The sequence below is a fragment of the Actinoplanes sp. NPDC048967 genome (assembly GCF_040649415.1).
Classification (GTDB): domain Bacteria; phylum Actinomycetota; class Actinomycetes; order Mycobacteriales; family Micromonosporaceae; genus Actinoplanes.
On sequence record NZ_JBEZFL010000002.1, the window covers coordinates 606,898 to 630,819 of the forward strand.

Genomic DNA, 23,922 nt, shown 5'->3' on the forward strand with positions numbered 1-23,922 from the left:
CCTTACCGCCGGCCGATGCTCAGCACCGGCTTGGTGACCTCGGCGAAGAAGTCGTTGCCCTTGTCGTCCACGACGATGAAGGCCGGGAAGTCCTCGACCTCGATCTTCCAGACCGCTTCCATGCCGAGCTCCGGATACTCCAGGACCTCGACGTGGCGGATGCAGTCCTGGGCCAGCCGGGCCGCCGGGCCGCCGATCGAACCCAGGTAGAAGCCGCCGTGGCTCTGGCAGGCGCTGGTCACCTGGCCGGAGCGGTTGCCCTTGGCCAGCATCACCAGGGAGCCGCCCGCGGCCTGGAACTTCTCCACGTAGGCGTCCATCCGGCCGGCGGTCGTCGGGCCGAAGGAGCCCGACGCGTAGCCCTCGGGCGTCTTGGCCGGGCCCGCGTAGTAGACCGCGTGGTCGCGCAGGTACTGCGGCATCGGCTCGCCGGCGTCGAGGCGTTCGGCGATCTTCGCGTGCGCGATGTCGCGGGCGACGACCAGCGGGCCGGTCAGCGAGAGCCGGGTCTTGACCGGATACTTGCTCAGCTCGGCCCGGATCTCGGCCATCGGCCGGTTCAGGTCGACCCGGACGACCTCGTCGGTCTCCAGGTTGTCGTCGGTCACGTCCGGGAGGTAGCGGGCCGGGTCCGGCTCGAGGCGCTCCAGCCAGACGCCCGAAGGGGTGATCTTCGCCAGCGCCTGCCGGTCGGCCGAGCAGGAGACCGCGATCGCCACCGGGCAGGACGCGCCGTGCCGGGGCAGGCGGATCACCCGTACGTCGTGGCAGAAGTAACGGCCGCCGAACTGTGCGCCGATGCCGAAGTCGCGGGTCAGCTCGAGGACGGCCGCCTCCAGCTCGACGTCGCGGAAGCCGTGCGCGGACATCGAGCCGGTCCGGGGCAGGTTGTCCAGGTACTTCGCGCTGGCCAGCTTGGCGGTCTTGAGGGCGTACTCGGCGCTGGTGCCGCCGATCACGACCGCGAGATGGTACGGCGGGCAGGCCGACGTGCCGATCAGGCGCAGCTTCTCGTCCAGGAACTCCATCATCCGCGCCGGGTTCAGCAGCGCCTTGGTCTCCTGATAGAGGTACGACTTGTTGGCCGAGCCGCCGCCCTTGGCCATGAACAGGAACTTGTACGCGTCCGGCTGGCCGCCCGGGTCCTCGGCGTAGAGCTCGATCTGGGCCGGCAGGTTGGAGCCGGTGTTGCGCTCGTCCCACATCGTCAGCGGCGCGAGCTGCGAGTAGCGCAGGTTCAGCCGGGTGTACGCCTGGTAGACGCCCTGGGCGATGGCCTGCTCGTCGGTGCCGTCGGTCAGCACGTGCCGGCCGCGCTTGCCCATCACGATCGCCGTACCGGTGTCCTGGCACATCGGCAGCACGCCGCCGGCCGCGATGTTGGCGTTGCGCAGCAGGTCCAAGGCCACGAACCGGTCGTTCGGGGAGGCCTTCGGGTCGTCGATGATGGACCGCAGCTGAGCCAGGTGGGCCGGGCGCAGGAAGTGCGCGATGTCGTGCATGGCCTCGGCCGTCAGCAGCGTGAGCAGGCTCGGGTCGACGGTCAGGAACCGCCGGCCGCCGGGCCCCTCGACCACGTCGACACCCTCGTCGGCCAGGAGTCGATACTCGGTCAGGTCGTCACCCGTCGGCAACAGTGGCGAGTACGAGAAAGCGGCGGCTCTGCTCATGACGGGCAAGCCTAGGCCAGCGCCCGTACGAGGCGCGAACCAGCACGGTCACGGGTCGATCACTGTGCGGGCGACGAGCCGAACGGCAGGTACGCCATGTCCCGCCCGGCGACCAGGATCAGGCCCCCCGGCCCCACCGCGAAGACCTTCGCATCGGTACGCGCTTCGGTCAGCACCCCACCGGTACGCGGGCTCAGCGCGATCACCCGGGCCGGCTTGCGCTGGGCCACCACCGCCGCGTACGGCGTCAGCGCGGCCTGCGTGTCCGCGGTGATGCCCCGCCGCCAGGCCACCTTGCCCCGGCCGAAGGACCGGGCCACCAGCGTCCGTTTGTCCTCGGTACGGACCAGCGCGTACTGGTCGTCGACGGCGAGGACGTCCTGGCCCCGTTCCCCCCGCCAGAGCACCCGGCCGTCGTGGGCGGAGATCAGCTCGCGGCGGCCCACCGGGTCGACGCCGAGCACGACCTCGTCCCCGCCGGCCGGGTCGTGTTCCTGCTTGCAGGACGAGCCGTTGTCGGCGGTCCGCAGGTTGAGCCCGTCCCGCTGCCAGACCGGCCGGCCGTTGGGCGGGTCGTGCGCGACGACGCCGTAGTAACAGGTGCCGTCGCGGGCCTCGCCGGTGACCGTGAGGACCCGGCTGCCGACCACGGCGACGCGCTGGTCCCCGGCCGGGGTACGGGTCTGCACGACCCGGCCCTGAGCGGTGTCGATCACGTCGATCTTGCCGTCGCCGGGCAGCCCGACGAGATTGGGCAGCCGCCTCGGGCCGCCCGCCCGGTTGTCGATCTGCGACGAACTCAGCGGCTGCGTGTCGGGCAGGTCCGGGTTGGCCGCGTCCAGCACGAAGCCGATGCCGGGGGTGCCGATCGTCCACATCGGCTGGCTGCCGCGCGGCTCCCAGGCGCTCAGCTCGCACTCCCCGGCCTTGGGGCAGCGCAGGTCGAGGACCGCGTCGGCGTAGGTCCACACGGCGGTGGCCTGGGTGTCGCGGCGGCGGACCGCGCCGGTGGCCGGGTCCAGGACCTCGTACCCCTTGGTCAGCAGGCGCCCGACGACCACGACCGCGTCGCTGTCGCCGCCGGCGACACCGGCCCAGTCGGCGTCCGACTTCCAGAGCCGGACCCCGGCGGTGATCCCGTACGCCTCGACGGACGTCCGGTATTCGACGACGACAGCACCGCCGCTGATCGTGACGCTGCGCGGTGAGCCGCCGATGGGGGTCTGCCAGGTGGCGACGCCCTCGGCGATCGGGTCGCTCTGGTTGATCCAGGACCAGATCTTCGGGAACGGGTTCCACACGCCGGTGGTGGCCAGGATGACGACGACCACGACGCCGACCAGCGCGTAGCCTTTCGCCGACCCGCCGGAAGCCACGTCGGACACGGTAACGAGATCGACAGGCCCCGACTGCCAGCCCGAAAGGCCCGTGTCGCGGGCTTATGCCCGGCTTGCCGCCCGGACCAGCGGCATCGTGCGGTACGGGATCTGCTCGGCCAGCGCGATGATGGTCGACGCCCGCAGGATTCCCTCGTAAGTGACGATCTCGTCGATGACCCGTTGCAGGTCAGCGTTCGAACGGGCCACGATCCGGCACATCAGGTCCCCGCTGCCGGTGATCGTGTGCGCCTCCAGCACCTCCGGGATGTCCGCCAGGTGCGCGGTCACCGCCGGGTGGCCGTACCGCTGACTGATCTCCAGGGTGACGAAGCTCATCACGCCGTAGCCGATCGCGGCCGGCGACACGTCCGGGCCGAAGCCGCGGATCGCGCCCCGCGCGATCAGCTTGTCCAGCCTGGCCTGGACCGTACCGCGGGCCACCGCCAGCCGTCGGGAGAGCTCCAGCACGCCGATCCGGGGCTCCGCCGCGAGCAGCGCGAGGAGCTTGCCGTCGAGCGCGTCCAACTGCACACCTTGTCCAGCCATAGTGCCTCAGCACTCTACCGAATGTGCAGACTGACCAGCAGCAAATCCAACTATTGCCCAGCGGGCGACGGAGGGCCAGCCTCTGGACATGACGCAGATGTTGGAAACCGCCACCGAGACCGTCGACGTTTTCCCCGTCAAGGGCGTCGACCACCTCCAGTTCCTCGTGGGCAACGCCAAGCAGGCCGCCCACTACTACTCGACCGCCTTCGGGATGACCTGCGTGGCCTACCGCGGTCCCGAGCAGGGCTTCCGCGACTACGCCGAATACGTGCTGGTCAGCGGCTCGGCCCGGTTCGTGGTCACCGGGGCGGTGCACGCCGGGGCGCCGCTCGCCGGGCACGTCACCAGGCACAGCGACGGCATCTTCGACATCGCGCTGGCTGTGCCGGACGTGGACGCGGCGTACAAGCACGCACTCTCCGCCGGCGCCACCTCGGTCAGCGAGCCGCACGACCTCACCGACGAGCACGGCACCGTCCGGCTCGCCGCCATCGCCGCGTACGGCGACACCATCCACACCCTGATCGACCGCTCGAAGTACGACGGACCGTTCCTGCCTGGCTTCGTGGCCCGCGGCCCGATCGTCGACCGGCAGCCCGCGATCGACGCCGGCCTGCAGCCCAAGCGCTTCTTCCAGGCGGTCGACCACGTCGTCGGCAACGTCGAGCTCGGCAAGATGGACGAGTGGGTGGCCTTCTACGGCCGGGTGATGGGCTTCACGAACATGGCCGAGTTCATCGGGGACGACATCGCCACCGACTACTCCGCGCTGATGTCGAAGGTCGTCGCCGACGGCACCCGCAAGGTCAAGTTCCCGCTCAACGAGCCGGCCGTGTCGCAGCGCAAGTCGCAGATCGACGAGTACCTGGAGTTCTACGGCGGCCCCGGCGCCCAGCACATCGCGGTGGCCACCAACGACATCCTGGCCAGCGTCGACGCGATGCGGGCGGCCGGCTGCGAGTTCCTCGACACGCCGGACTCGTACTACGACGACCCCGAGCTGCGGGCGCGCATCGGTGAGGTGCGGGCCCCGATCGAGGAGCTGAAGAAGCGCAAGATCCTGGTCGACCGGGACGAGGACGGCTATCTGCTGCAGATCTTCACCAAGCCCGTGCAGGACCGCCCGACGGTCTTCTTCGAGCTGATCGAGCGGCACGGGTCGCTCGGCTTCGGCAAGGGCAACTTCAAGGCCCTGTTCGAGGCCATCGAGCGGGAGCAAGAGCTGCGCGGAAACCTGTAACACTGTCTTCGTGACGCAAGCGAACGACGACGCCGCGGCCGCGGCCGGCCCGCCCACCGGTGAGCCGGTCCGCGCCCCGGTGCCGCCGCAGACCCCGTACGGCCCCGCGCCGCACTACGGTCCACCCCCGCAGTACGGGTGGCGCCCACCGCCCGTGCCGCTGGCGCCCGACGGAAGGCCGCTGGCGGACTTCGGCACCCGCCTGCTCTCCCACCTCATCGACACCTCGATCCTCACCGGCATCGCGATGGTGATCTTCGTACCGGTGATCTTCGGAGCGTTCTTCGTGCTGATGCCGGACCTCGTCGACCCGGTGACCGGCACCGCCACGAGCGTGACGGCCGACGAGGTGGTGGCCGACTTCTTCCTGCCGCTGCTGCTCATCGAGCTGGGACTGGTCCTGGTGCTGCTCGCGGGCTACTACATCTACTTCGTCGAGATGATGTACCGCAGCGGCCAGACGCTCGGCAAGAAACTGATGAAGATCAAGGTCGTGCCGTTCGAACCGGGCGCGACGCTGACCCGCGGCATGGCCGCGAAGCGGTACCTGATCGAATTCGTGGCCGGCACCGTCGTGCCGCTCTTCTACTACGTCGACGGCCTGTGGCAGCTGTGGGACAAGCCCTACCAGCAGACCCTGCACGACAAGGTCGCCAAGACCGTCGTGATAAAGGTTGCGCCATGACTTCGCTGCCCGCCGGTTGGTACAAGGACCCGGCCGACCCGACAACCCAGCGCTGGTGGGACGGCGAGGGCTGGCTCGGCAAGGCCCTCCCGGCCGACGTGACGCCGCCCGACGGCCCGCCGCCGGCCGAGGAGCCCGAGCCGGCCGCGCCTGCGGCTCCGGGTGCGGCTGGGTCGGCTGGGGGTGCCTTGGGTGGCTCCGCTGCGGCGCATGGAGCGCCGGGCGCGCATGGAGCGCCGGGCGCTTCCGCGCAGCAGAAGCCGGGATCGCCGGCCGCCGGGCCGCCCGCCGGCTGGGGTGCTCCGCCGCCGGGCTACGGGCCACCACCTCCCGGCTGGACGCCACCTCCGGGCTGGACGCCACCGCCAGGCTGGACGCCGCCCGCCGGACATCAGCCGCCCGCCGGACATCAGCCGCCCGCCGGACATCAGCCGCCCGCCGGACATCAGCCGCCCGCTGGATATCAGCCGCCCGCTGGATATCAGCCGCCGCCCGGATGGACGCCGCCGCCGGGCTACGGTCAGCCCCCACCCGGATGGGCGCCACCGCCGCAGGGGTGGGCGCCTCCGCCCGGCTGGACGCCCCCGCCCGGCTGGACGCCGCCGCCCGGCTCTCCGCCTCCGGCGGACCTCCAGGCCTCAGCGGGCACGCAAGCTCCCGGGCATCCCACCTCGACGCCGGGCTCACCGGCCGCGACGGGCTCACCGGCCGCGACGGGCTCACCGGCCGCGGCAGGCTCACCGGCCGCGGCAGGCTCACCGGCCGCGGCGGGCTCACCGCCGTGGACCGGGAATCAGCCGCCCCAGGGCTGGCCGCCGCCCCCGCAGGGCTGGGCTCCGCCGCCCGGTTGGGTCCCGCCCCCGGGCTGGGCCCCGCCGCCCGGCTGGGTGCCCCCACACGCCTACGCCTACCAGGTGCAGGCCCGCCCGCACGGCCAGCCCTTGGCCGGCCTGGGCCGCCGCCTGGTCGCCCGGCTGATCGACATCGTCGCCGTGCTGATCCTCAACGTGCTGGTCAACGGCTGGCTGGCGTACCAGTGGTGGCTCGAGGTCGAGCCGATCTTCCGCGCCACCATGGCCGATCCGTTCACCAGTCCGCAGCCCGCCTCGCCCCGTTCCAGCTACCTCATCCTGACCATGCTCGTCATAGCCACCGCCCTGTGGTTCGCCTATGAGGTGCCGGCGCTGGCCAACAGCGGCCAGACCCTCGGTAAGCGGCTGCTGCAGGTCAAGGTCGTGAAGCTGGAGAACACCGAACCGCTCGGCTTCGGTCGCGCGTTCGGCCGGTGGGCCCGGCTCGGCATGTGGACGCCGCTGTGGAGCTGTTACGGGCTGGGCTTCGTGGCGCAGCTCGTCGACTCCGGCTCGGTGCTCTTCGATCAGCAACTGCGCCAGGCCCTGCACGACAAGTCGGCCGCGACTGTGGTCGTCGCCGTGCCACCCGGCCATCGGGAGCAGCCCGTGAAGGCGCCCGAGAACGCCGACGACTCCACCGGAGGGAAGAGATGAGCAGGCTGACCCGCGCCGACCTGGAGGCGCTGCCGGCGTACGTGCCCGGCCGCAGCGTCGCCGACCTGGCCCGTGAGCTGGGCATCGCCGAGGCGATCAAGCTGGCCAGCAACGAGGTGCCGTTCGGGCCGCTGCCCGGCGTACCGGAGGCGGTCGCGGCGGCGATGACCCGGTCGCACCGCTACCCCGACATGGGTGTGCTGGAGCTGCGGGACCGCCTGGCCGAGCGGTACGGCGTCAGCCCCGACCGGATCGTCACCGGCTGCGGCTCGGTGGCCCTGGCCGAGCACCTGGCCAAAGCGACCTGCCTGCCGGGCGACGAGATCGTCTACTCGTGGCGGTCGTTCGAGGCGTACCCGATCATCTCGGCCGGGGTGGGCGCGACCAGCATCCGCGTGCCCAACACTCCTGGTCACGGCCACGACCTGGCGGCGATGGCCGAGGCGATCACCGACCGGACCCGCCTGGTGCTGGTCTGCAACCCCAACAACCCCACCGGTACGAGTGTGCGCAAGGCGGAACTGGACCGGTTCCTGGACGCCGTACCGTCGGATGTGCTGGTGGTCCTGGACGAGGCATACCGCGAGTTCGTCACTGACGACCAGGTCCCGGACGGCCTGGTGACCTACGGCGACCGGCCGAACGTGGTCGTGCTGCGCACGCTGTCCAAGGCGTGGGGCCTGGCCGGGCTGCGGATCGGCTACCTGGTGGCCCAGCCGGAGGTGGCCGCGGCGATCCGCAAGGTGCTGACTCCCTTCTCCACCAGTCTGGTGGCCCAGGCGGCGGCGCTGGCCGCGCTGGACGCCGAGCAGGAGGTGGTCCGCCGCTGCGCGCTGGTGATCAGCGAACGGGAGCGGGTCACCGAGGCGCTGCGCAAGCTGTACCCGGACGTTCCGGCCAGCCAGGCCAACTTCGTCTGGCTGCCGCTGGGTGACCAGGCGATGGCCTTCGGCGCGGCGTGCGAGCAGCGGGGCGTCATCGTCCGGCCGTTCCAGGGCGACGGTGTCCGCATCACCATCGGCACGCCGGAGGAGAACGACGCTCTCCTGGCGGCCGCCGAGGCGGCTCTCTAGCGGCTTCACCTCGACGGCCGGGCGCGCAGGGCGGACGGTGTGCTCGCCACCAGAGCGAGCACGAGACACGCGGCGACGATCGCCGAGATCAGCGGCCAGGGCACGATCACGCTGATCTCGGCGCCGACCTGAGCGGCCAGGGAGCCGGCCGAGCCGAGCAGGGCCAGCATCGCGGTCGCGCCGCCCAGCAGGGATCCGATCGTCACGACCAGGGTCGACTCCAGGGCCACCGTGCGGGCGACCTGGCGTGGGGTGGCTCCGGCCAGGCGCAGGACGCGGTAGTCGCGTACGCGGTGGCGGGTGGACATGAGCAGGGTGTTGGCCACGGCCAGGGCTCCCGCCCCGGCCGACATGACCAGCAGGAGCAGCGTGAACGACCAGACCAGGCGGTCCTCCTCGGCGTCGGCCCGCTCGGCGTACGTGGCCACGGGGACCAGCTCCGACCCCGGTGTGGTGGCGGCCGTGGCGGTGAACGCGGCCGGGGCCAGTGCTGACCTGTCGTGGTCCCGGACGACGTCACGGGCCAGTACGAGCTCCGCCGGGACCGGGCCCGCCGGTGCTTCACCGGTTATCCGCAGCGTTTCCCGTGCCCCGTCCGCGTAGGTGAGCGTGACGCTGTCGCCGAACTTCCCGGCAGCGTCCGGGCTCACCAGTGCCGTGCCCGGCGACTGAGTGGGCAACCCGACAACGGCGACCGACGCGCCGGCCACGTACACCTGGGTCGGTAGCGGCGCGCCGGGCGCCGCGGCGTCGGTCAGACCCGGCGTGCCGTTCGGGATCAGCACTGTCCCGGTGTCCACGGTGGTGGCCCGGCGGACCGCGTAGGCCGCTGTCGAGGTCTGGACCGTGCCGGTGATGAAGACCCCGAAAGCCACGGTGAGCAGCACCGGCGCGGCGGTCGAGGCCGTGCGCCGGACCCCGGTCAGGGCACTCTCGCGGACCAGCGATCCGGTGATGCCGGTGACCGGCCACAGCAACAGCCGGACCAGCAGCGGCACGACCACGGGAGCCAGCAGGGCCGCTGCCACGATCAACGCCATGGCACCGAGCAGCGCGAACTGGGCCATGTCGGTGACATCCGCCGCGGTCGCGGTGTAGATGCCGGCGGCGGCACCGATCGCGGCTGCCGTCAGGCCGGCGATCCAGCGCGAGCGGGACATCGGCCGGTCCTCGACCTCAGCGACTCGCAGGGCCTCCAACGGGCCGATCCGTGATGCCCGGCGGGCTGAAGCCGCCGCCCCGAGCAACGACACCAGCGGCCCGGCCAGGAACGCCACGGCCAGGGCCCAGGGCTCCCAGTGCACGGTGAACCCGACCGGCTGGAAGCGCGCGTCGACCAGGAACCCGTCCAGCACCAGCGCCAGCACTGCGCCCAGCAGCACACCCAGCGCGGCGGCCACCCCGCCCACCAGCAGGGCCGACCGGTACAGAGTGGATCGGATCTGCCGCGGCGTCGCCCCGACCGCCCGCAGCAGCCCGATCTCACGGCGGCGCTGGTTGACCCCGAAGGCCGAGGTCGAGGCGACCAGGAACACGCAGGCGAAGCCCGCCAGCGCCACGGTCGCGGTCAGCACCTGCGTGCCGATCCAGCGCAGGCGGGCATCGGCACGAGGCTCCAGAGCCCCACGCCCCGCGCCGGTCAGCACCGTTCCGGCACTCCCGACGACTGCACGCACAGCAGCCGGGTCGGGATCGCCGCCGAGCCCGATCGCCCGGACGCCCGGTTGCAGCCGGGCCGCGACGGTCCCGGCCACGAGCACTGCCGAGCCCTCGACGTGGCCGGTGACCCGCCATGAGGCCGGCCCGGTCGCGGTCAGCACCGTGACCTCGTGGCCGATCGGCACCCCCAGATCACTGCCGACGACCACGTCCCGTTCCCCGGTCGGAGGTGTCCCCGCGACCAGTCGGGCCGCGCCCGCGCTCCAGCCGTACCCCGTGGTCAGGCCGGGGACCGGCCGCCCGGAGCGGACCGGCTGCGCGTAGAACGGCCGGTCCTGCACGACCGCTGTCACGCCCGGCAGCTTGCCCAGCCGATCCGCCAGCTCCTGAGCCGTGGCGGCGGGCCAAGGCACCGGCTCGGCGAAGAATTCGGCCGGATTCGTCGCGGCCGGGCTCTGCACCACGACGCCCAGCCCCGCGAACCGGTCCGGAACGCGGGGCCGGGAGGACGTCCAGAGCAGGAGCGCCGCCGCCACGATGGTCGTGCTGAGCACCACGGCGACGAACGTGCCGAGCCGGTCGCGGGTCAGCACGCCGACTCCAGCATGGTCATCCGGGCCGCGATGGCACCCGCGTCGGCCCCGGTGAGCTCCCCGGCGAGCCGGCCGTCGGCCAGCAGCAGCACCCGGTCGGCCATCGCCGCGGCGACCGGGTCGTGGGTCACCATGACGATCGTCTGGCCGTGCTCGTCCACCAGCGCGCGCAGCAGGTCGAGCACCTGCCGGGACGTACGCGTGTCGAGCGCGCCGGTCGGTTCGTCGGCGAACACCACGGCCGGACGGGTGATCAGCGCGCGGGCGATCGCCACCCGCTGCTGCTCACCCCCGGAGAGCTCGCTCGGGCGGTGCCGGGCCCGGTCGGCCAGCCCCACCGCGCCCAGTGCGGCGGTCACCTCTCCGGCGGCCGGGCGGCGGCCGGCCAGGCGCAGCGGCAGAGCCACATTCTGCGCCGCGCTGAGCGACGAGACCAGGTTGAACGCCTGGAAGACGAAGCCGACCCGGTCGCGGCGCAGCCGGGTCAGCGCTGTCTCGTCCAGGTCACCGAGCGGTGTGCCGGCGATCGAGACCACACCGCCGGTCGGGCGGTCCAACCCCGCGGCGCAGTGCAGCAGCGTCGACTTGCCGGAGCCGGACGGCCCCATCACGGCGCTGAACGTCCCCGGCGGGAAGTCCACGTTCACGTCGTCGAGGGCGAGCACCTGCCGGGTGCCCGAGCGGTAGATCATCCGCACGTCGCGGAGGGAAACGGCCATGGCGAAAACAATGTCGGCTCCGCCGCGGCCCGTCGTCATGCTCAGGACGACACCTTGAGTCCTCCTTGGGCAGGACGGCCGGCCGCCGCTTCATCCTCAGGTATGACGACTCAGGGACGACGACCCCGCAGCCCGGCGCCGCTAGGGTCGGAAACGTGCCTGTCCCGCCTTTCCAGCTCTGGCGACCCGGCCGGGTCCAGCGACGCATTTTCGATGCCGTCCTGGCCGCCGCGGTCACGCTCGTGTGCCTGCTGTCGGCTGTCGAGTCACCGGCCGCAGGCCCCCACGAGCCCGCCTGGGTCACCCTCGTCGCAAGTCTGGCGATGGGTGCGCCACTCGCGGTCCGCCGGCTCGTGCCGCTGGGTGCCGCGGCGGTCGTGCTGAGCGCGGCGGCGGTCTGCCTGGCCACCGGCCTGGTTCCGGACTTCGCTTTTCCCGGGCCGGTGCTGGCGGCGGGCATCGCGCTGTATTCGGTCGGTGCGCAGGTTCCCGGCCGCCGCGCGGTCGTGACCCTGGTGGCCGGGGCCGCCCTGGTGGCCGCGGCCACGGTGGTCGCCGGCGACTCCGCCGACGGTCCGGGGTCCTTCGAGGTGGCCCTCGTGGTGCTGGTTTTCGGGGTCTGCTGGCTGCTCGGCTGGACGCTGCGCGAACGCCGGGCCCATGCGGCCCGGACGGCCGCGCAGGCGACCGCGCAGGCGGTGACCGAGGAGCGGCTGCGGATCGCCCGCGAGATCCACGACATCGTCGGGCACAGCCTCACCGTGATCGCGGTCAAGTCGGCGATCGGCAGCCACGTCGCCGCCGAACGGCCGGCGGAGGCCGGTGCTGCCCTGGACGTCATCGCGGCGACCAGCCGCAGTGCCCTCACCGAGCTGCGCCGCGCGGTCGGCGCCCTGCGGACCGACCCGGACTTCGCCCCGACGCCGACCCTGGCCGAGCTTCGGAAGCTGGCCGACCGGGCCGCCGAGGCGGGGATCGACGTACGGCTCGACGTGCGCGGCGACTGCGAGGTGCCGGAGGGTGTCGCGCTGGCCGCGGTTCGCATCGTGCAGGAGTCTCTGACCAATGTCGTCAAGCACGCGGGGCCGACCAGCTGCCGCGTCGACGTCGAGGGGGTGCCGGGCGAGCTCCGGGTGGAGGTGACCAACGACGGCACGACGGCACGACGGCCGGCCGTCGACGGTGCGGGCCTGACCGGCATGCGCGAACGGGTCGCCATGCACGCGGGAGCGCTGACCGCCGGTCCGCGGGACCAGGGCGGCTTCCGCGTCCGCGCGACCCTGCCCTACGAGCAGCCCGCATGAACGCCCGGCTGGCGATCCCCAATGAACGGCCGGCATGAACGCCCGGCTGGCGACCCCCAACGAGCAGCCGGCATGAGCGCCCGCAGCGAGCCGATCCGCGTTCTCATCGCGGACGACCAGGCGCTCGTGCGTGCCGGTTTCCGCCTGCTCATCGACGTCACCCCCGATCTCGTGGCGGTGGGCGAGGCCGCCGACGGCAACGAGGCCGTGACCCTGGCCCGGCGCGAGCAGCCCGATGTCGTCCTGATGGACATCCGGATGCCCGAGCTCGACGGCATCGCGGCGACCCGGCTGATCACCGGCTCGCCCGAGACGCCGGACACCAGGGTGCTGATCCTGACCACGTTCGACCTCGACGAGTACGTCTTCGCCGCGCTGCGTGCCGGGGCCAGCGGCTTCCTGCTCAAGGACGTGTTGCCGGCCGACCTGGTGGCCGCCGTCCGGGTCGTCGCCGCGGGTGAGGCCCTGCTGGCGCCCACGGTCACCCGGCGGCTGATCACCCACTTCGCCGGGCTGGCGGAGTCGGCGAGCGAGCCCGCCGATTCGCTCGCCGGCGTCACGGACCGCGAGCGTGACGTGCTCACCCTGGTCGGCCGGGGCCTGTCGAACACGGAGATCGCCGAGCATCTGCGGCTGAGCCTCGCCACCGTCAAGACGTACATCGGGCGGTTGCTGGCCAAACTGCAGGCGCGGGACCGGGCCCAGCTGGTGATCGTGGCGTACAAGACCGGGCTGGTCAGACCGCTGCCGGCGCCTGCTCCGGCACCGGGGCGCGCACCGGGAAGGCCCGCCGAGCCACCAGGACAGTCAGGGCGGCGACCCCGGTGAGCACCGCGGCCAGCGCCGGCAGCCACCCCAGCCGACCGGCCGACACGAAGCGTTCGCCGAGCAGGGCGCCGCCGCCGATGCCGATCTGGAAGGCGACCACGTAGACGGCCGAGGCGGCGTCGCGGGCCAGCGGTGCGACCCGCAGGATCGCCGCCTGCAGCACCACCGGGATCGCCGTGAACGTGCCGCCCCAGATCAGCGCGGCCAGCACGGTCGGGGCGGCGCCGAGCACGGGCGCGAGCGCGATCAGCGAGAGGGCCATGAGGACGATGAGCGTGATGAGCAGCGGTCCGGGTCGCCGGTCCACGAAACGCCCGACGATCGCGTTGCCGATCAGGCCGGCGGCGCCGTAGCCCAGCAGCAGGGCGCTCAGGCCGAAGCCCTCCAGCCCGCCGTCGCGGCGCACCAGCGGGGCGATGTAGGTGTACGCCGCGAAGTGCCCGATCACCAGCACCACCGTGCTCAGGCAGACCGCCGCGACCGGCCCGTTGCTGATGATCCGCACCGACGCCTTCAGCCGGGCTCCCGCGCGCACGGTCAGGTCCTGGGGCAGCGCCGGCAGCTTCGGCAGCACGATCAGCAGCGCCACCACGCACGCGGCGCCGGCCACCGCCAGCACGGCCAGTGCCACCCGCCAGCCCAGCCATTGACCCAGGGCCGTGCTCAGCGGCACGCCCAGCACGATGGCCAGCGAGTTGCCGAAGAACACCAGCGCGGTGGCCCGTCCGGCCCGGTCCGGTGGCACCAGCCGGGCCGCCACCGGGGCGATCGTCGACCAGAAGACGCCGTGGGCCACCGCACAGATCAGACGCGACAGGGTGAGGATGAGCAACGAGCCCGCGAAAGCGGCGATGAGCTGGGAGATTGCAAATATCGCCACGGTCACGGCGATGAGCAGATGCCGCGGGATCCGCATGGTGAGCGCGGTCAGCGGGATGGTGGTCAGCGCCGCCACGACGGCGTAGCTGGTCAGCAGGAGGCCCACGTCTGCCTCGCTGACCGCCAGGCCGTCGGCGATCTGCGGGAGCAATCCGACCGGGAGCGTTTCCGCGGTGACGTAGACGAAGCAGGCAGCGCTGAGCACGATCAGTCCACCTCGGTGCTGGCTCACCACACGACAATATGCTCTTGATCCGAGCAAATGAAGGGGGAACGCTGTGCCGACGCGCGCAACCGAGCTGCTGCGGGTGGTGCACGCCCGTCCCGGCGTCACCCGGGCGGACGCCGCCCGGCTCATCGGCGTCGGCACCGGCGCGACCACCGAGCTGGTCGGCCGCCTCGGGCAGGCCGAACTGCTCGCGGAGGGCCCGACCGCACCGAGCGGGGCCCGCGGCCGCCCGACGACCGCCCTGATCCCGCACCCCCGCGGCCCGCTGATCGCGGCCGCCTCGATCACCCACGAGTCCTGGCGGGTCGACGTGGTCGAGCTGGGCGGCAGCATCCTGGCCACCGCGGGCGAGGAGCTCGCGGGCCGGGCGGGTGACGAGGTGGTCGCGGCGCTGGGCGCGGCGGTCCGCCGGCTGCGGCACGAGTACGGCGACCGGATCCGCGGCATCGGGATCGCCGTGCCGGGCACCGTCTCCCGCGACCTCATGCTGGACGCCAGCAACCTCGGCTGGCACGACGTCGACCTGGCGGTGGCCTGGCCCCGGGCCGAGATCTTCGTGGCCGGCAACGACGCCACGCTGGCCGCCTCGGCCGAGTCCCGGCGCGGAATGGCCGTCGGTGCGGCGGTCGCCCTGCACCTGCGCATCGAGGCGGGCCTGGGCGGCGCGGTGGTGGACGGCGGCAAGGTGCTGATCGGCGCGCTGGGTGCGGCCGGCGAGTTCGGGCACATGCCGTTCGGCGACCCCGCGGTGCGCTGCCCGTGCGGCGCGTACGGCTGCTGGGGCACCGCCGTGGACGGCTCGGCACTGGCCCGGCTGCTGGGCCACGAGCCGCCGCGCGACCTGATCACGTACGCCCGGCGGATCATCACCTCGCCGGAACCCGAGCCGGCCGCTGCCGCCGCGACCGTGGCAACCGCCCTCGGCCGGGGCATCGCGGGCCTGGTCAACGGCCTGGACGCGGACCTGGTCACGCTGGGCGGGCTCGGCGTCGACCTGCTCGCCGCCGCGCCGGAGCAGCTGCTGACCGCGTACGAGGCGGGCCTGATGAGCTTCCGGCGTGCGGCCCCGCCACCGGTGGTGCCGGCGCTGCTGGGCGACGACGGCCCGATCGCGGGCGCGGCGGAGGAGGCGTGGACTGCCCTGCTGACCCGGCTGGTCTGAAGGGGCTAGAGGGTCACGGCGACGAGCTGGCCGGCCGGCCCGTCCGTGCTGGGGTAGACCGCGGTGACCGCGTACAAATTGTCGTCACCGACCGCGCACGCGAAGCCGCCGCGGTCCAGCTCGACGGTCCGCAGGATCTCGCCGCCCTCGCGCACCCGCACGCAGCACTTGTTCGGCACGTCGGCGTACCAGACGGCACCCTCCGCATCGATGCAGATGCCGTCCGGGACGCCCGTGCCCAGCGCCGCCCAGGTCCGCCGGTCGCCGAGGCTGCCGTCCGCCGCGATGGTGAATGCCGTGAGCCGGCCCGCGTACGACTCGGCGACGATCAGGGTGCGGTCGTCGGCAGTCACCGCCATGCCGTTCGGGAACCGCACGCCGTCAGCCACCTGCCGGGCCGTGCCGTCCGGGTCGACCACGGCGATCAGGCCGGGGGCCGGCTCCCCGCCCGGGAAGTCGAAGCCGATGTTGTTCACGTAGGCGTGCCCGCGCGAGTCGACGGCAATGTCGTTCCACGGATGCGTCCCGCCCAGCGCCGTCAGGTCCGCGTGGGTGACCAGGCTGCCGTCCGGCTCGCGGCGCAGCAGCAGCCCGCGTCCGGTGATCACCAGCAGCCGCCCGTCGGGCAGCCAGTCGATGCAGAACGGGAAGTCGTCGATGCGGGCGACCACCTCGGGCTGGTCGGCGTTCATGACGACGATCTCGCCGGCGCCCCAGTCGCAGAACCAGAGCCGCCCGTCATGCCACCGGGTCGACTCGCCCATGACCAGGCCGTCCAGCACCACTCGCATGCGATCCACCCTAGAGTGCGTCCATCCGGCATGACGGCCGGCAGACTCTAGATAGCAGCGATGACCACGGGGTCCGTCGTGTAGAAGCTCGAATCCGGCAGGAGCCGCTGGACCGCCACATAGCCGTCCGTCAGCTGCCAACCGTCCGGCGTCCACGGCTCGACGCGCTCGTCGGGCACATAGAGCGGGAAGGTCGCCCGCTGCGCACCGGTGGCCGCGTCCAGCACGATCAGCCGCCGGTCCGGCGTGAGCAGCACGACCCGCCCGGCCCGGACGCCGAGCACCTGCGCCGCGCCGGTCCAGCGCCACACCTCGCTGCCCGCGCGGGAGGCCACCACAGCGCCGCCCGACGCGCTCAGCACCAGGTCGCCGCCGGCCGTGGCGTCCGGGGCGTCCAGGGCGGGAACCCGTTCCGGTCGCCGGCCGCCGGTCAGCCAGCCCTGACCGGTCCCGTCGCGCAGGCCGGCGCAGTCCGAGCGGGCCACGTCGCACCCGATCGCGGTGAACGGCCCGGCCGGCCAGCCCCGGACCGGGTTGCCCGACAGCACGTCCCATGCGCCTGAGCTGCACACGTACCGGCCGCCCGCGGTCACGAAGCCGGCGCCGCAGCCGGGCGGCAGGGTCACCGCCCAGCGTTGCGTGCCGTCCGCGCCGGCGCGGGCGATCAGCTGCCGGCCGTCGGTGATCAGCACGCTGGTCCCGGCGGTGTGCAGGCCCGGCGGGGCCCAGACCGCCGCGGAGCCGGTGCGTCCGGTGAAGGGTTCGGCGCCGGGCCCGGCGGCCCGCCAGACCGGCTTCCCGGTACGGCCGTCCAGCGCCACGAGCGCACCGTCCGACCACCGGGTGACCACCGTGGCCGCCACCGCGACGATCCCGGTGAGCTGCTCCGGCCAGCGCCGGAACGACCACCGCGGGGTGTACATCGTCTTCGCCTCGACCGGTCCGTCCGCCTTGACCAGGCGCTTGCCCGCGTAGACCCGGACGCTGCCGGCGACGATCAGCGGCGCCATCGTGGTCTTGCCGGTGACCCCGGGCGGCCGGGTGACGGCGACGGGCAGGGCACCGGTGGCCGGCTCGAGGACCTCGGCGGGGGCCAGCACGCGCCAGCCGATCAGGACCGCGGCCGCCAGCACGACGACGGCGGCCGGCACGCGCAGCAGCTTCCCGGTCACCACAGGGACGATAGGTCAGGCGGCGGCGGCCAGGTCCTCCAGGTCACGCCGGAGCGCGCCCTCGACCGTACGGGCTGCCAGCCCGCCGAAGACCAGCGCCAGGAACCGGCCCGCCGGCGCGGTCGGGGTGCCGTCCTGGACCACGGTGACCATCGTGCCGCCGCGGTGCCGGCCCTCGAGCACCGGCACGAACGTGTAGGTCATCCGGTATTCGGCGCCGATGCCGGGCGAGCTGACCACGAAGCGCTGCGGGCTCACGCACTCGTCGACGCGGAACTCCTCGGTGATCTCCGTGCCGTCGGCCATCGTGCGGGTCTCGCGCCATTCGGTGCCCGCGCCGAACGGGCCCTGGGTGAGCAGCTCGACGGCGATGACCGTGGACAGCCGTTCGCAGCGACTCGGCAGGTCGGTGAAGACGCGCCACACGGCAGCCACCGGCGCCTCGACCAGCCGTGTCACCGCAACCGTGGACATCCCCGACCTCCCGCCTACAAGGTACGGCGAGTCGTCCCTCAGCGACAGACAGTTCCGGTTACGGACCCCAGCCCGATCGGCGCGCCGTCCACGCCGGGTGCGGTCGCGCTGATGGTGACCGTGTCGCCGTCGAGCAGGAAGCCCCGGGCCGAGCCGTCGTCGAGCTTCACCGGCTCGGTGCCGTTCCAGGTCAGCTCCAGGAACGAGCCGGCCTGCGCGCGTTCCGGGCCGGAGACTGTGCCGGAGGCGAAGAGGTCGCCGGTGCGGACGCTGGCGCCGTTGACGGTCAGGTGGGCGAGCTGCTGGGCGGGCGTCCAGTACATCTGGGCGAACGGTGGTGAGCTGACCGTGGTCCCGTTCCAGTCGACCGTCAGGCTCAGGTCCAGGGCGTCGCCCGGGGGCCTGAGGTATTCCGCCGGTACCGGGTCCTGCGCGACCGCCGGCACGAGAGCACCGGACAGTGCTTCGAGCGGCACGACCCACGGCGACACCGACGTGGCGAACGACTTGGCCAGGAACGGCCCGAGCGGCTGGTACTCGAAAGCCTGGATGTCGCGGGCCGACCAGTCGTTGACCAGGACCACCCCGAAGACGTGCTCGGCGAAGTCGGCCGTGCTGATCCGCCGGCCCGGTACGCCCACCACGAAACCGACCTCGGCCTCGACGTCGAGCCGCCGGGACGGCCCGAACTCGCCGGGACCGAGCTGACCGGCGGGCCGCTCGACCGGGGTGCCGGAGACCACGACCGTGCCCGCGCGCCCGTGGTAGCCGATCGGCAGGTGCTTCCAGTTCGGCTGGAGCCCGGGTCGTTCGGGCCGCAGGATCCGGCTGACCTGGGTGGCGTGGTGCTCGGAGGAGTAGAAGTCGGTGTAGTCGGCCACCTCGAACGGCAGGTGCAGCTCGACGTCGGCCAGCGGGACGGCCGGCAGCGTGGGGGCCAGCTGGACGACCCGGGCCCGGATGGCACTCCACAGCGGACGTCCCAGCGCCATCAGCACGTTGAGCGCCGGCTGCCGCAGCGCACCCCCGGCCAGGATCAGGTCCTGCTCCTCGGCCCGGGACAGGTCCAGCACCGCGTCGCCCAGCCGGACGCCGATCCGCCGCACCCCGTCGCCGGTGCTGAACACGCCGTACGGGAGGTTGCGCAGGTCGAAGAGGGTCACTCGTAGCCGCCGTTGATCAGGCCGAGACGGATGAGCTCCGTCAGCGGCTCCAGCACGTTGAAGGCCCCGAAGCCGACCCACAGCGGCCGTGGCTCGGTCCGGCGCGAGCGGGCCGGCTCGACCAGCGGCACCGGATGCGTCGCGGCCAGCGCCTCGGCGACCTCGGCCACCTCACCGCCGTCACTGGCCGCCGCCGACGCGACCAGCACGTTCAGGAAGCCGTGGTGGGTGAAGCCGGTCTCCGGGTCGGTGTGCCGCAGCGCGTGGCGCAGCCCGGCGGCGAGCTTGAACGGCAGGTTGCGGTCGCGGCAGGCGCAGATGACCGCGGCCAGCTCGACCGGGGTGGGGAACAGCTCGGAGGCCAGCCCGCCGACCCGGAACTTGGGCGCGATCCGCAGGCCGTCGGCGCGCTGGGCGGCCACCGTGTCGAGGCCCGCGAGCAGGCCCCAGCTGAGCGGGATCTCCGCGTACACGTCCAGGTCGGGGGTCTCGACGGCGAGCGCGCCGAGCGCACTCAGGCCGGGCTGCGGGTCCTCGCCGCGGCGGGCGACGGCCGCCTCGACCCGGGCCACGTCGCTGCCGGCGGCCCGCAGCTTGGCCACCACCGCGGGCAGAGCGCCGATCGCGGCGTCGTTGACGACGCCGACGGCCAGGCCGCGGGGAGAGAGATCAAGATTGACGAGCGACGACGGTACGAGCAATGCCCCGATCAGTCCCGAATACCAGGAGTCACGGTGTTTGGTATGAGCCGCCAGCGCCTCCGGGGTCCCGATGATGCCCGGCGGCAGCAGGGACGCGTCATCGACGAGTCCTGCGAACAGCGGCGGCACCAGCGTTGACACGAAACTGAACCTAATGGACGCTTCGAGAGGCGGACAACACCGTCCGTAATGTCAGTTTTCTAGGGGTGGTGGCAACGATGCCGTACTACCGCAGCGTCGGGGAGATCCCCCGTAAGCGGCACACCCAGTTCCGCCGGCCGGACGGCGGACTCTACGCGGAGGAGTTGATGGGCCAGGAGGGCTTCTCCTCCGACTCCTCCCTGCTCTACCACCGGTACGCGCCGACCGCGATCAGCTCGGCCGAGGTGCACGAGCCGCCGGTCACGAGCCAGTCGCCGAACCTGCCGCTCAAGCCGCGCCACCTGCGTACCCACAAGCTCGACGCCGGCCCGGGCGACGCGGTCCTGGGCCGCCGCCCGCTGCTGGCCAACGGCGACGTCCGGATCGGTTACGTGGTCGCCGACCGTCCGTCACCGCTCTACCGGGACGCCGTCGGCGACGAATGCCTGTACGTCGAGGAGGGCGCCGCCACGATCGAGACGACCTTCGGCGCGCTGCGGGTCGAGGCCGGCGACTACGTGATCATCCCGACCTCGGTGGTGCACCGGATCGTGCCGGACGGCCAGGTGCGGATGCTGACCATCGAGGCGACCGGGCACATCGGGCCGCCGAAGCGCTACCTGTCGGTGCGCGGGCAGTTCCTGGAGCACTCGCCGTACTGCGAGCGCGACGTCCGCGGCCCGGACGAGCCGCTGCAGGCCGAGGGCACCGACGTCGAGGTGTACGTCAAGCACCGCGCGGGCTGGACCCGGCACGTGTACGCCCACCACCCGTTCGACGTGGTCGGCTGGGACGGCTGCCTGTACCCGTGGGCGTTCTCGATCCACGACTTCGAGCCGATCACCGGGCGGGTGCACCAGCCGCCGCCGGTGCACCAGACGTTCGAGGGGCCGAACTTCGTGGTGTGCTCGTTCGTCCCGCGCAAGGTCGACTACCACCCGCTGGCCATCCCGGTGCCGTACAACCACCACAACGTCGACTCGGACGAGATGATGTTCTACACCGGCGGCAACTACGAGGCCCGCCGGGGCTCGGGCATCGAGCAGGGCTCGATCTCGCTGCACCCGTCGGGCTTCACGCACGGCCCCCAGCCAGGCGCGGTGGAACGCGCGATCGGCGCCGAGGCCTTCGACGAGCTCGCCGTCATGGTCGACACCTTCCGCCCCCTGGACCTCTGCGACGCCGCACTGTCCGTCGAGGACACCGGTTACGCCTGGACCTGGAACAGGTGAGAAAAGGCGGGGGAGCTTGTGGCTCCCCCGCCCCTCTTTCCCCGGTGTGGTTTGACTATCCGATGTGGAACTGGTCGCCGTAGACGGCGAAGTCCAGCGGGGTGTTCAGGTCGAAGTTGCCGTTGCGCAGGAAGACGCGCTGGGCGGTGTCGATCCGGGTGACGTCGGAGTGGGCTTCTTCCTTCTTCATCTCCACGACGCGCTCGTCGAGGAAGGCGTTCAGCCAGGTGGTCTCGTTGCCACCCTGCGACGGCGGCTTGGCCAGCTTCAGCGCCCGGCTGCGGATCGACCGCATGCCCTCGTAGCCGTGCACCACCGAGGCGTCGTAGTACGCGAACTGGCCCAGGGCCCGGACTCCGTCGGACTTGCCGTCCCGCACGGACGGGTTGAAGTACACCCGGTCCCGCTCGGATTCCTGCGCGGCCTGGAACACCGGGTCGGCCGCCGCGGTCTTCCAGTCCCGGGTGAAGTTCGGGTCGAGCCCGGAGTGCGACGAGGTCCCGTTGACGTTGCGCAGCGCCGGCAGGTACTTGGCCAGCACGTTGCCCGGCTTGGTGGCCGTGTACGCCTCGACCAGCTCCAGCATGTCGCCGGTGCCGGAGCAGAAGCCGATGATCCCGGCGGTGTAGCCCCGGCCGTCCTTGATGTCCTCGATGTAGGAGAACTGGGCCCGCCAGTTGAGCGAGGAGTTCTCGGCGGCCGAGACGATCTGCATCGCCACGTCCTTCTTCGCCGGGTTGTCCAGGCCGACGCCGCTGTTCGGCGGGGTCGTGGTGGGTGGCGTGGTCGGCGTGGTGGTGCCGCCGGGCAGGGTCCACTTCTGGTTGGCGCCGGTGCCGCAGGTCCAGATCTGCAGCCGGTTGCCGTTCGCGGAGTTGTTGTCGGGTACGTCGAGACACTTGCCCGAGCCGGTGTTGATGAGGGTGCCGCCGGTGCCCGCGGTCCACTTCTGGGCGGCCGTACCGTTGCAGTCGTAGATCTGGATCTTGGTCCCGCTGGCCGTGCCGGCGGCGGTCACGTCGAGGCACTTGCCCAGCGCCCGGATCGTGTTGTCGGTGTTGCCGACACTCCAGGTCTGAGCGCCGGTGCTGTTGCAGTCGTAGAGCTGCACGGCGGTTCCGTTCGCACTGTTGGCGGCGGCGACGTCGACACATTTGCCGCCGAGGCCCTTGATGGCTCCCGCGGTCGCCGCGCTGGCCGGCATGAGGCTGTAGGCGATGCCGGCCGCGGGGATCAGCACACCGCCGAGGGCGTACGCGATCAGCTTCTTGCGGCGGTGCGGTCGTGAGGGGATGGTCATGGCGCTCCTCGTGGGGGTGGAGGCGGGTGGGCGCGCAGGGTTGAGCCATCGATGACGGGCGTTGGGGGTGCCCGTCGCCGAGGCGATGAGTGGTCACGCTAGGTCAGTTAAGTTGATTAATCAATCCCTGTCGATTAATCACTTTTGCCCGCTCCGGGGGTGATTCACCCGGCCGACTTGCCGCATGGGGGAAACGCAGCGCGACGAAGTATTGACAGCTCAACAGCGGCAGCCCTACGGTCCAGCTAATTGTTAGCTGATTTGCCAATCCGAGGGGGCCCCGTGCCGCGACTGGCGGGATCGTCCAAGCTGCTGCGCGCCATGAACGAGAGCGCGGCGCTCGCCCACCTGCTCGAGCCGGGCCGGCTCACCCGGGCCGATCTGCGCCGGCTGACCGCGCTCTCCACCCCGACCATCTCCGAGGTGCTGCGCCGGCTCACCGATGCCGGCCTGGTGACCGTCGTCGGCTACAACAGCGGCCGCCCGGGGCCGAACGCGGAGATCTATGCCGCCAATCCGGACGCAGCGTACGCCGCCGCGGTGTCGGTCCGCGACATCGGCGCCAGCGGAGCACCGTCGGTCGAGGCCGCGCTCTGCGATCTGACCGGCGCCGTCCGGGCCCGGATCGCCACCCCGGTCGACTTCCTGCAGACCGATCCCCGGACCGCGCTGGTGGACGTCGTCGCCGAACTGAGCAATGCGGCCGGCGTCCCGGCCGACCGGGTCCACCACGTGCAGCTCGGCGTGCCCGGCTCGTACGACGTCGGCGCGGCGACGATCCGGCACGTGGACGTGCCCGGCCTCGGCCGGGCCGGCCTGGTCCCGGAGCTCGCCGCGGCGCTGGGCACCCACGTCGGCGTCGACAACGACGTCAACCTGGCCGCGGTGGCCGAGCGGCGCCGGGGCGTGGCCCGCGAGGTCGACGGCTTCGCGCTGCTCTGGCTCGGCCAGGAAGGCCTCGGTCTGGCCATCGACATCGCCGGCACCCTGATCCGCGGTGCCCGCGGCGGTGCGGGCGAGATCGGCTACATGCCGCTCTACTCCCCGGATTCCACCCATCGCAAGGTCGACCTCCAGGACCTGTTCGGCGGCGCGGCCATCCTCGCCCTCGGCCAGGACCACGGCGTCTCCGGCGGCACCCCGTACGAGATCGTCGCCGCCGCGGCCGCCGCCCCGGACGCCTCCGGCGAGTTCTTCACCCACCTGGCCGACCGGATCGCGGTCGGCCTGGCCGCCGTGATCGCCGTGCTCGACCCCTCGCTCGTCGTGCTGGCCGGCCCGGTCGCCCAGGCCGGCGGCCAGACGCTGCTCACCGCGGTCAAGGGCGCCCTGCGCCGGGCCGCCCCGCTGGACAGCACCATCGCCGTCACCACGATCGACGACGACGCGGTCCTGCTCGGCGCCCTCGACGCCGGGCTCACCGCCGTCCGCGAGGCGCTGATCGCCTCGATCCGCGACAACCAAGCCTGAA

General features: G+C 72.5%; 21 protein-coding genes and 1 pseudogene. 10 read left to right on the plus strand and 12 right to left on the minus strand.

The window, feature by feature from the left end; genetic code table 11:
- Nucleotides 1-2: 2 nt before the first annotated feature.
- The 3 genes from AB0C12_RS09555 to AB0C12_RS09565 form a co-directional block, all read right to left on the minus strand.
- Nucleotides 3-1,670 carry a fumarate hydratase gene (locus AB0C12_RS09555; RefSeq protein WP_360545992.1) on the minus strand — a complete coding sequence of 556 codons (1,668 nt, stop codon included), beginning with the start codon at nucleotides 1,668-1,670 and terminating at the stop codon, nucleotides 3-5.
- Nucleotides 1,671-1,729: 59 nt separating this feature from the next.
- A complete protein-coding gene (locus tag AB0C12_RS09560) occupies nucleotides 1,730-3,046 on the minus strand; it encodes a hypothetical protein (protein WP_360545994.1) in 1,317 nt (438 codons plus the stop codon).
- A gap of 63 nt (nucleotides 3,047-3,109) precedes the next feature.
- Nucleotides 3,110-3,595: an Lrp/AsnC family transcriptional regulator gene (locus AB0C12_RS09565; protein WP_360545996.1), complete on the minus strand. Its 486-nt coding sequence runs from the start codon at nucleotides 3,593-3,595 to the stop codon at nucleotides 3,110-3,112.
- Nucleotides 3,596-3,683: 88 nt separating this feature from the next.
- On the opposite strand from AB0C12_RS09565, the gene hppD reads away from it, so the two are divergent.
- From hppD to hisC, 5 genes and pseudogenes are all read left to right on the plus strand, one after another.
- On the plus strand, nucleotides 3,684-4,838 hold the full coding sequence (gene hppD / locus AB0C12_RS09570) for a 4-hydroxyphenylpyruvate dioxygenase (protein WP_360545998.1): 1,155 nt from the start codon (nucleotides 3,684-3,686) through the stop codon (nucleotides 4,836-4,838).
- Between the two features lie 10 nt (nucleotides 4,839-4,848).
- A complete protein-coding gene (locus AB0C12_RS09575; protein WP_360546000.1) occupies nucleotides 4,849-5,523 on the plus strand; it encodes an RDD family protein in 675 nt (224 codons plus the stop codon).
- A pseudogene (locus AB0C12_RS09580) lies at nucleotides 5,520-5,669 on the plus strand (DUF2510 domain-containing protein); the annotation flags it as partial. The gene AB0C12_RS09575 and the pseudogene AB0C12_RS09580, both read left to right, overlap by 4 nt.
- A gap of 741 nt (nucleotides 5,670-6,410) precedes the next feature.
- Nucleotides 6,411-7,031, plus strand: a complete 621-nt coding sequence (locus AB0C12_RS09585; RefSeq protein WP_360547087.1) for an RDD family protein — start codon at nucleotides 6,411-6,413, stop codon at nucleotides 7,029-7,031.
- Nucleotides 7,028-8,104 (plus strand): histidinol-phosphate transaminase, encoded by a 1,077-nt coding sequence (gene hisC / locus AB0C12_RS09590; protein WP_360546002.1) that lies wholly within the window; start codon nucleotides 7,028-7,030, stop codon nucleotides 8,102-8,104. Before AB0C12_RS09585 ends, hisC begins: the two co-directional genes overlap by 4 nt.
- A gap of 5 nt (nucleotides 8,105-8,109) precedes the next feature.
- Here the strand turns inward: hisC and AB0C12_RS09595 are convergent, their stop codons facing one another.
- Nucleotides 8,110-10,356 carry an FtsX-like permease family protein gene (locus tag AB0C12_RS09595; RefSeq protein WP_360546004.1) on the minus strand — a complete coding sequence of 749 codons (2,247 nt, stop codon included), beginning with the start codon at nucleotides 10,354-10,356 and terminating at the stop codon, nucleotides 8,110-8,112.
- A complete protein-coding gene (locus tag AB0C12_RS09600) occupies nucleotides 10,350-11,075 on the minus strand; it encodes an ABC transporter ATP-binding protein (protein ID WP_360546006.1) in 726 nt (241 codons plus the stop codon). The genes AB0C12_RS09595 and AB0C12_RS09600 overlap by 7 nt, the downstream gene beginning before the upstream one ends.
- Nucleotides 11,076-11,230: 155 nt before the next feature.
- Between AB0C12_RS09600 and AB0C12_RS09605 the strand changes: the two genes are divergently transcribed.
- A complete protein-coding gene (locus AB0C12_RS09605; protein WP_360546008.1) occupies nucleotides 11,231-12,379 on the plus strand; it encodes a sensor histidine kinase in 1,149 nt (382 codons plus the stop codon).
- Between the two features lie 72 nt (nucleotides 12,380-12,451).
- Nucleotides 12,452-13,207, plus strand: a complete 756-nt coding sequence (locus AB0C12_RS09610) for a response regulator transcription factor (protein WP_360546009.1) — start codon at nucleotides 12,452-12,454, stop codon at nucleotides 13,205-13,207.
- On the opposite strand, the gene AB0C12_RS09615 is transcribed toward AB0C12_RS09610, so the two are convergent.
- A complete protein-coding gene (locus AB0C12_RS09615) occupies nucleotides 13,116-14,318 on the minus strand; it encodes an MFS transporter (RefSeq protein WP_360546011.1) in 1,203 nt (400 codons plus the stop codon). The two genes, AB0C12_RS09610 and AB0C12_RS09615, sit on opposite strands and share 92 nt — an antisense overlap.
- 46 nt (nucleotides 14,319-14,364) lie before the next feature.
- Between AB0C12_RS09615 and AB0C12_RS09620 the strand changes: the two genes are divergently transcribed.
- Nucleotides 14,365-15,477, plus strand: a complete 1,113-nt coding sequence (locus AB0C12_RS09620; RefSeq protein WP_360546013.1) for an ROK family protein — start codon at nucleotides 14,365-14,367, stop codon at nucleotides 15,475-15,477.
- A gap of 5 nt (nucleotides 15,478-15,482) precedes the next feature.
- Here the strand turns inward: AB0C12_RS09620 and AB0C12_RS09625 are convergent, their stop codons facing one another.
- Genes AB0C12_RS09625 through AB0C12_RS09645 form a run of 5 tightly spaced genes read right to left on the minus strand, consistent with a single transcriptional unit; the run spans nucleotide 15,483 to nucleotide 19,919 of the window.
- Complete coding sequence (locus AB0C12_RS09625) at nucleotides 15,483-16,268, minus strand: SMP-30/gluconolactonase/LRE family protein (RefSeq protein WP_360546015.1); 786 nt, start codon at nucleotides 16,266-16,268, stop codon at nucleotides 15,483-15,485.
- Nucleotides 16,269-16,315: 47 nt separating this feature from the next.
- Entirely contained in the window at nucleotides 16,316-17,440 is a 1,125-nt protein-coding gene (locus AB0C12_RS09630; protein WP_360546017.1) for a PQQ-binding-like beta-propeller repeat protein, read from the minus strand.
- Nucleotides 17,441-17,455: 15 nt separating this feature from the next.
- The gene (locus tag AB0C12_RS09635) at nucleotides 17,456-17,914 is read right to left on the minus strand and encodes an SRPBCC family protein (RefSeq protein ID WP_360546019.1); all 459 of its coding nucleotides are present in this window, start codon (nucleotides 17,912-17,914) and stop codon (nucleotides 17,456-17,458) included.
- Between the two features lie 38 nt (nucleotides 17,915-17,952).
- Nucleotides 17,953-19,077, minus strand: coding sequence for a fumarylacetoacetase (gene fahA / locus AB0C12_RS09640; RefSeq protein WP_360546021.1), 1,125 nt, complete (start codon nucleotides 19,075-19,077; stop codon nucleotides 17,953-17,955).
- On the minus strand, nucleotides 19,074-19,919 hold the full coding sequence (locus AB0C12_RS09645) for a hypothetical protein (protein ID WP_360546023.1): 846 nt from the start codon (nucleotides 19,917-19,919) through the stop codon (nucleotides 19,074-19,076). The genes fahA and AB0C12_RS09645 overlap by 4 nt, the downstream gene beginning before the upstream one ends.
- Before the next feature lie 77 nt (nucleotides 19,920-19,996).
- Here AB0C12_RS09645 and AB0C12_RS09650 point away from each other — a divergent pair, with 77 nt between their 5' ends.
- A complete protein-coding gene (locus tag AB0C12_RS09650; RefSeq protein ID WP_360546025.1) occupies nucleotides 19,997-21,151 on the plus strand; it encodes a homogentisate 1,2-dioxygenase in 1,155 nt (384 codons plus the stop codon).
- A gap of 55 nt (nucleotides 21,152-21,206) precedes the next feature.
- On the opposite strand, the gene AB0C12_RS09655 is transcribed toward AB0C12_RS09650, so the two are convergent.
- Nucleotides 21,207-22,451, minus strand: coding sequence for a chitosanase (locus AB0C12_RS09655; protein WP_360546027.1), 1,245 nt, complete (start codon nucleotides 22,449-22,451; stop codon nucleotides 21,207-21,209).
- A gap of 282 nt (nucleotides 22,452-22,733) precedes the next feature.
- Between AB0C12_RS09655 and AB0C12_RS09660 the strand changes: the two genes are divergently transcribed.
- The gene (locus AB0C12_RS09660; protein WP_360546029.1) at nucleotides 22,734-23,921 is read left to right on the plus strand and encodes an ROK family transcriptional regulator; all 1,188 of its coding nucleotides are present in this window, start codon (nucleotides 22,734-22,736) and stop codon (nucleotides 23,919-23,921) included.
- Nucleotide 23,922: the final 1 nt, after the last annotated feature.

Excerpts from the sequence above, each read along its gene's own strand:
- AB0C12_RS09625 (WP_360546015.1), bottom strand. The coding sequence starts at position 16,268 with ATGCGAGTGGTGCTGGACGGCCTGGTCATGGGCGAGTCGACCCGGTGG.
- AB0C12_RS09635 (WP_360546019.1), bottom strand. The coding sequence starts at position 17,914 with ATGTCCACGGTTGCGGTGACACGGCTGGTCGAGGCGCCGGTGGCTGCC.
- hppD (WP_360545998.1), top strand. The coding sequence starts at position 3,684 with ATGACGCAGATGTTGGAAACCGCCACCGAGACCGTCGACGTTTTCCCC.
- AB0C12_RS09565 (WP_360545996.1), bottom strand. The coding sequence starts at position 3,595 with ATGGCTGGACAAGGTGTGCAGTTGGACGCGCTCGACGGCAAGCTCCTC.
- hisC (WP_360546002.1), top strand. The coding sequence starts at position 7,028 with ATGAGCAGGCTGACCCGCGCCGACCTGGAGGCGCTGCCGGCGTACGTG.
- AB0C12_RS09610 (WP_360546009.1), top strand. The coding sequence starts at position 12,452 with ATGAGCGCCCGCAGCGAGCCGATCCGCGTTCTCATCGCGGACGACCAG.
- AB0C12_RS09650 (WP_360546025.1), top strand. The coding sequence starts at position 19,997 with ATGCCGTACTACCGCAGCGTCGGGGAGATCCCCCGTAAGCGGCACACC.
- AB0C12_RS09555 (WP_360545992.1), bottom strand. The coding sequence starts at position 1,670 with ATGAGCAGAGCCGCCGCTTTCTCGTACTCGCCACTGTTGCCGACGGGT.
- AB0C12_RS09600 (WP_360546006.1), bottom strand. The coding sequence starts at position 11,075 with ATGGCCGTTTCCCTCCGCGACGTGCGGATGATCTACCGCTCGGGCACC.
- AB0C12_RS09655 (WP_360546027.1), bottom strand. The coding sequence starts at position 22,451 with ATGACCATCCCCTCACGACCGCACCGCCGCAAGAAGCTGATCGCGTAC.